The 4,481-nt window shown below is 70.4% G+C and carries 4 protein-coding genes, 1 other RNA gene and 1 pseudogene; 1 reads left to right on the top strand and 5 read right to left on the bottom strand.

Going from position 1 to position 4,481, the window contains the following annotated elements:
• Positions 1-23 precede the first annotated feature (23 nt).
• The 4 genes from rnpB to VN779_RS12180 form a co-directional block, all read right to left on the bottom strand.
• Positions 24-444, bottom strand: an RNA gene (gene rnpB / locus VN779_RS12195) — RNase P RNA component class A.
• Positions 445-474: 30 nt separating this feature from the next.
• A complete protein-coding gene (locus VN779_RS12190) occupies positions 475-1,677 on the bottom strand; it encodes a M20 family metallopeptidase (RefSeq protein ID WP_325722604.1) in 1,203 nt (400 codons plus the stop codon).
• 33 nt (positions 1,678-1,710) lie between these two features.
• On the bottom strand, positions 1,711-2,118 hold the full coding sequence (locus tag VN779_RS12185) for a GNAT family N-acetyltransferase (RefSeq protein ID WP_325722603.1): 408 nt from the start codon (positions 2,116-2,118) through the stop codon (positions 1,711-1,713).
• A 92-nt stretch (positions 2,119-2,210) separates the two neighbouring features.
• Positions 2,211-2,867 (bottom strand): HdeD family acid-resistance protein, encoded by a 657-nt coding sequence (locus VN779_RS12180; protein ID WP_325722602.1) that lies wholly within the window; start codon positions 2,865-2,867, stop codon positions 2,211-2,213.
• Between the two features lie 149 nt (positions 2,868-3,016).
• Between VN779_RS12180 and VN779_RS12175 the strand changes: the two genes are divergently transcribed.
• Complete coding sequence (locus tag VN779_RS12175; RefSeq protein WP_325722601.1) at positions 3,017-4,045, top strand: mechanosensitive ion channel family protein; 1,029 nt, start codon at positions 3,017-3,019, stop codon at positions 4,043-4,045.
• A gap of 45 nt (positions 4,046-4,090) precedes the next feature.
• Here the strand turns inward: VN779_RS12175 and VN779_RS12170 are convergent.
• Positions 4,091-4,481 (bottom strand): annotated as a pseudogene (locus tag VN779_RS12170) (aminotransferase); the annotation flags it as partial.

Genomic DNA, 4,481 nt, shown 5'->3' with positions numbered 1-4,481 from the left:
CCCCCAGGCCAGTGACCTGGGGGGCGGCGAGTCGATCATATAAGCCGGGTTCTGTTCGCGCGCTGCGGACAGCGTGCGAGGCGACCATCCATCTAGGGCGTGCGTCGCCGCACGCCTCAAGCGGTCTACCCGCGAGCTTGGGCGGGCCGCCCTCAGACACTCGCGCGGGCCGGCGTTCGCGGCGTTTGCCGCTCGCGTCTGCCCTTTTTGACCTTGCTCCGGGTGGGGTTTACCGAGCCGCCCGGGTCACCCCGGGCGCTGGTGGGCTCTTACCCCGCCGTTTCACCCTTACCGCGGTCACAACGTGACCACGGCGGTCTGTTTTCTGTGGCACTGTCCCGCGGGTCACCCCGGGTTGGTGTTGCCAACCACCCTGCCCTGTGGAGCCCGGACTTTCCTCGGGCGCGGGCTCGCGCCCGCGCACGCGGTCGCCCGACCGGCTCGCCGCATGGTCATTCTACGGGCTGGGCCGGGTCATTTGGCCGCGGTGGCGGCGAGCCGGTCGACGGCGAGTTGGGCCAGCAGCGCCGCGCCATCCGGCAGGACCCGGTCGTCGAAGGCTGCCTCGGGGGCGTGGTTGAACGGGGCGGTCGCCGGGTCGCGGCCGTCGATCGTCGCGCCGAGGAAGACCATCGCGCCGGGGACACGTTCCAAGACGCGCGAGAAGTCCTCGGCGCCGGGCAGCGGCTGCGGCATCGTGAGGAAGCGCTGCTCGCCGAAGTGCTCGCGGACCGTCGCGCCGACCGTCTCGGCCGCCGCCGGGTCATTGACCGTCACCGGGTAGAGGCTGTGGAATTCGGCGTCGACCTCAAGGCCGTGTGCCTGCGCGATGCCCTCGACCGTCGCCTTCACCGTTGGCAGCACCCGCTCGAGCGCGGCGGCGGAGAAGGCCCGGATGGTCGCGTCGAAGACCGCCGTGTCCGGAATGATGTTGTTCTTCGTCCCGGCCCGGAAGTATCCGACGGTCACCACGATCGGGTCGAAGATGTCGAACTTGCGCGTCACCACGGTCTGCAGCGCGGTCACCATTTCGCAGGCCGCGGGGATCGGATCGTTGGCGCGGTACGGGGTCGAGCCGTGGCCGCCACGTCCGCGGACCGTCACCTTGAAGTCCGCGCAGGCCGCCATCAACGTGCCGGGCTTCGTCGCGAATACGCCGCGCGGGAGGAGTCCGGAGGTGACGTGGATCGCGTACGCCGCGCTCGGCAGCGTGCCGGTCGCGTCGAGGAGTCCCTCGGCGATCATGTGGGCTGCGCCGTCGTTGCCTTCCTCCCCCGGCTGGAACATGAAGACCACGTCGCCGTGCAAGTCGTCGCGCCGCGCGGAGAGGAGCTTGGCTGCGCCCGCGAGGATCGCCGTGTGCAGGTCGTGTCCGCAGGCGTGCATGATGCCGTCGCTGCGTGAGATGAACTCGTGCGTGCCGGCCTCTTGAAGCGGGAGCGCGTCCATGTCTCCGCGCAGCAGGACGGTCGGGCCGGGTGCGTTACCGCGCAGCACTGCGGTTACCGAGTTGAGCCCCTTGCCGGTAGACACCTCCAGGCCCAGGCCGTCGATGGCGGCGAGGACCTTCTCCTGGGTGCGGGGCAGTTCGAGGCCGAGTTCCGGCTCACGGTGCAGGGCGCGGCGCAGCTCGGCGAGTTCGCCGGCCAGTTCGACGGCGTCTTCGTGCACGGACATGGGGGTAGCGACCTCCGGTTGGTTTCTCGGTGCTCAGCGCTGGGACGTCGAGTGCTGAGCTTGGTCGACTCCGGCCGACTTGGCCAGCCCTTCGAGCGTGCGCGCCGCGTGCACGGCGTCGTTGACGGCCGGCATCTCACCAGGCCGCGGCGCGCGCACGATGTCCCGGAAGAGCGGATGCAGGTCGGCCCAACGCCGCATGAACGGGCAGAGCGGCAGCACCGTGAGCCCGTCGGCTTTGGCGTCCTCGAAGGCCCGCCGGGCGAGCATCGAGCCGATCCCCTGCCGCTCCCAGGCCGAATCGACCTCGGCGTGCGGGAGGACGACCGTGTCGTGCACCTTCACCCACGTCGCGTACCCGATGCGCCGGCCGTCCAGGTAGGCGCCGTAGCGACCCTCTTCGCGTTCGTCCCTGATCTCGATGCTCATGTCCGTGCTCATGGAGTCAACGCTAGAACTGTCCTGCGACATGGGCCAGTACGTATCCCGCGTCCGGACGCGCTGCCGTGGCGCTCGAGACCGGCACAGGGCGGTCAGGGCCAGTAGAGGACGGCGCGCTCGACGTTCTTCAGCAGCCTGCGCGCGGCCAGTCCGGTCGCGAACGCGGAGATGCCGAAGAAGATCAGCCAGCAGCCGAGCACCACGGCGAGGAACAGCAGGCTGCTCTTCGGGAAGAGCATGATCAGGATTCCGATGATCATACTGAACACTCCCCCGGCGAATCCCGGCGCGCGCCCGGCCGCCACATCGTGCCCGCGCCGCTGCCAGGACCCGAACCAGGTGATCGCGCCCGCGGCGAACCAGAAGGCCCCAGCGACGACGGCGAACGAGGACGCGGTGCGGAACGGGTCGATCAGGCAGACGACGCCCACGCCGATCGACAGCGCCGCGAGCACCAGGGCGACGACCCGCGCGACCGGATCGACTCCGTGCAGTTGGATCGCGGCGACGAAGCGGTAGCCGCCGGTGATGAGGAGGTAGAGGCCGAACAGTTCGGTCAGTGCGCCGACGGTGTGTCCGGGCCAGACGAGCACCAGTACGCCGAGGATGGTCGAGGCCGCGCCGAACACGACGGGCACGATCCACGCCTTGGCCCATTTGGGCGAAAGCGGACCGGGGCGGCGCGGGCCGCCGCCGGAGCCGGGCTGATCGCTCGGCTCCACGATCCGGCCGCTCAGTGGTTCGGTCATCCCCGGTCTCCTAGCTCGCCGCCAAATGAGTGCGCGGATTCCATTCTCCCATCGGGCGTCGGGTTCGGCGCTGATCGTCTTGGCATCCGCGGGATGACACGCCGTAAAGTGATCAACCGCCAGAAACCGAGTGACTGAAGGGAGCAGCGGTGAGCGGCCAGACAGCCGGCGAACAGGCGACTCCCGAGCGAAGAGAAGCGCCCGCGGACACGCCGACGCATACGCAGCCGGACGGACACGGAGAGGCACAGTCAATCGCGGCCGACGAGGCGGCGGTACAGGCGTCGCCAGTCCCGCAGGTGGCACACGCGCACGCCGCAGAGACACAGCAGCAGGACGCGATCGCCGCAGCGGAGATCGCGACGGCTACCGCTACCGGTGTGCGCGACGTGCCCGGCACCAGCCCCGGTGTCGTCGGCGGCGCGGCAACTGCGGCCGAGAGCGAGCGGGCCGTGGCCGCGCAGGCCGGGGTGAAGCAGGCGGCCGAGCAGCATTCCGGTCGCATCCACCAGCTCGAGCCAGACGAGCAATCGCCGCTGATGGCCTTGCACAACGCGATCAGCGCGGATTTCCGGCGCGCGATCTTGGCGACGGTGCTCGCCTGCATAGGGCTCGCCCTGACCTACAGCGCCGGCGGCGTGCTCACGAACACGCCGGCGCGCGTCGACTTCTTCAACAAGCACTCCTCCATCGCGCACGCCGCGGCGGTCGGCGGCGCGGTGCTGTTCCTGGTCTTCGGCGTCAGCGCGGTGCGATCGGCGACGAACGAGATCCTCAAGACGGTGCCCGCCAGCCTCGGCGACAATCGCCGCGCCGGGCTGCGCTGGTTCTGCCTGGTGGTCGGCTACGTCTTCGTGATCTTCGGCACGCTCGGCGCGATCAACGTGCCGGTAGAGCGGCTGCTGCTCGGCGGCGCGGTCACCGGTGTGATCCTCGGCATCGCGGCGCAGCAGTCGCTCGGCAACGTGTTCGCGGGGCTGATGCTGCTGCTGACCAGGCCGTTCGCGATCGGCGACGAGATCTCGATCCGCTCGGGGGCGCTCGGCGGCGTGCTGACCGGCCTCGTCGCGGACATGAACCTGACTTACGTGAAGCTGGTCACCGACAACGGCACGGTGCTGCTGCCGAACGCGGCGATCCTGTCGGCGGTGGTGGGTCCGCCGGGCGTGTTCGGATAAACGCACCGTCCGATGAGCGCAGTGTTCGGATGCAGCGCGAGCGGGTCAGCGCGGCCAGGCGGCGATGAGCGCGTCGGTGACTTCGGGGGCACGTACGGCGATGCGCAGCCAGTCGGGGCCGAGGCCGGGAAACGTGTCGGCGCGGCGCAGCGCGAATCCGCTCTCGCGCAGCCGCAGCCGGATCTTGTCGGCGCCGGGGGCGTGCACGAGGACGAAGGGGGCACGGGCCGTACCCGACTCGCCGCGAGCGGCCGACACGACGGGCAGTCGGACGTCTGGTAGCTCGGCGAGCCGATCCTCGAGGTGCGCACGGTCGCGCGCCGCCTGCTCGGCTAGTCGGTCGGCTTCGGCCAGCGCGCGCGGCTCGCTGCACGCTTCGGCGGCCGCGAGGGCCGGAGTCGAGACCGACCAGAGCGGCTGCGCGGCTCGCAGCTGC

The organism is Actinocrinis sp. (assembly GCF_035605935.1).
GTDB lineage: Bacteria > Actinomycetota > Actinomycetes > Streptomycetales > Catenulisporaceae > Actinocrinis.
Note: the sequence above shows the minus strand (reverse complement) of the source record. Positions and strands in the feature narration are given on the sequence as shown.

Coding starts and splice junctions, on each gene's coding strand:
- VN779_RS12190 (WP_325722604.1), bottom strand. CDS start 1,677: ATGTCCGTGCACGAAGACGCCGTCGAACTGGCCGGCGAACTCGCCGAG.
- VN779_RS12185 (WP_325722603.1), bottom strand. CDS start 2,118: ATGAGCACGGACATGAGCATCGAGATCAGGGACGAACGCGAAGAGGGT.
- VN779_RS12180 (WP_325722602.1), bottom strand. CDS start 2,867: ATGACCGAACCACTGAGCGGCCGGATCGTGGAGCCGAGCGATCAGCCC.